The 278-nt window shown below is 76.6% G+C and carries 1 protein-coding gene; it reads left to right on the top strand.

What is annotated here, in order from left to right:
* The coding region (locus ACCD05_RS31850) for a hypothetical protein (protein ID WP_413397673.1) at positions 1-278 on the top strand (278 nt) is incomplete at both ends.

Raw genomic sequence — 278 nt, 5'->3', positions numbered from 1 at the left:
GACGCGGACCTCGTCTCCGGCGCGGGCCTCGTGCGCGCCATCGCGATCCCGTTCCGCAAGGCGCCCGGCGCGGACGCCCAGCACTGGGAACGCCTGTGCACCGTCGCGAACGGACTGCAGGCCGACTTCGGCTTCCCGGCCCCCGCGGTGAGCGTGACGAGCACCGGCGGCTTCATGCTGTGGCTGTCGCTGGCGGCGCCCGTGCCGGTCGCGGACGCGCGCCGCTTCGTCGCCGGCCTGGGCCGGTTGTGGCCGGACACGCTGCCGCCCGCCGACAC

The organism is Rhizobium sp. Rhizsp42, from assembly GCF_047304155.1.
Classification (GTDB): Bacteria; Pseudomonadota; Alphaproteobacteria; order Rhizobiales; family Rhizobiaceae; genus Rhizobium.
This window is presented reverse-complemented; position numbering and strand designations above follow the sequence as displayed.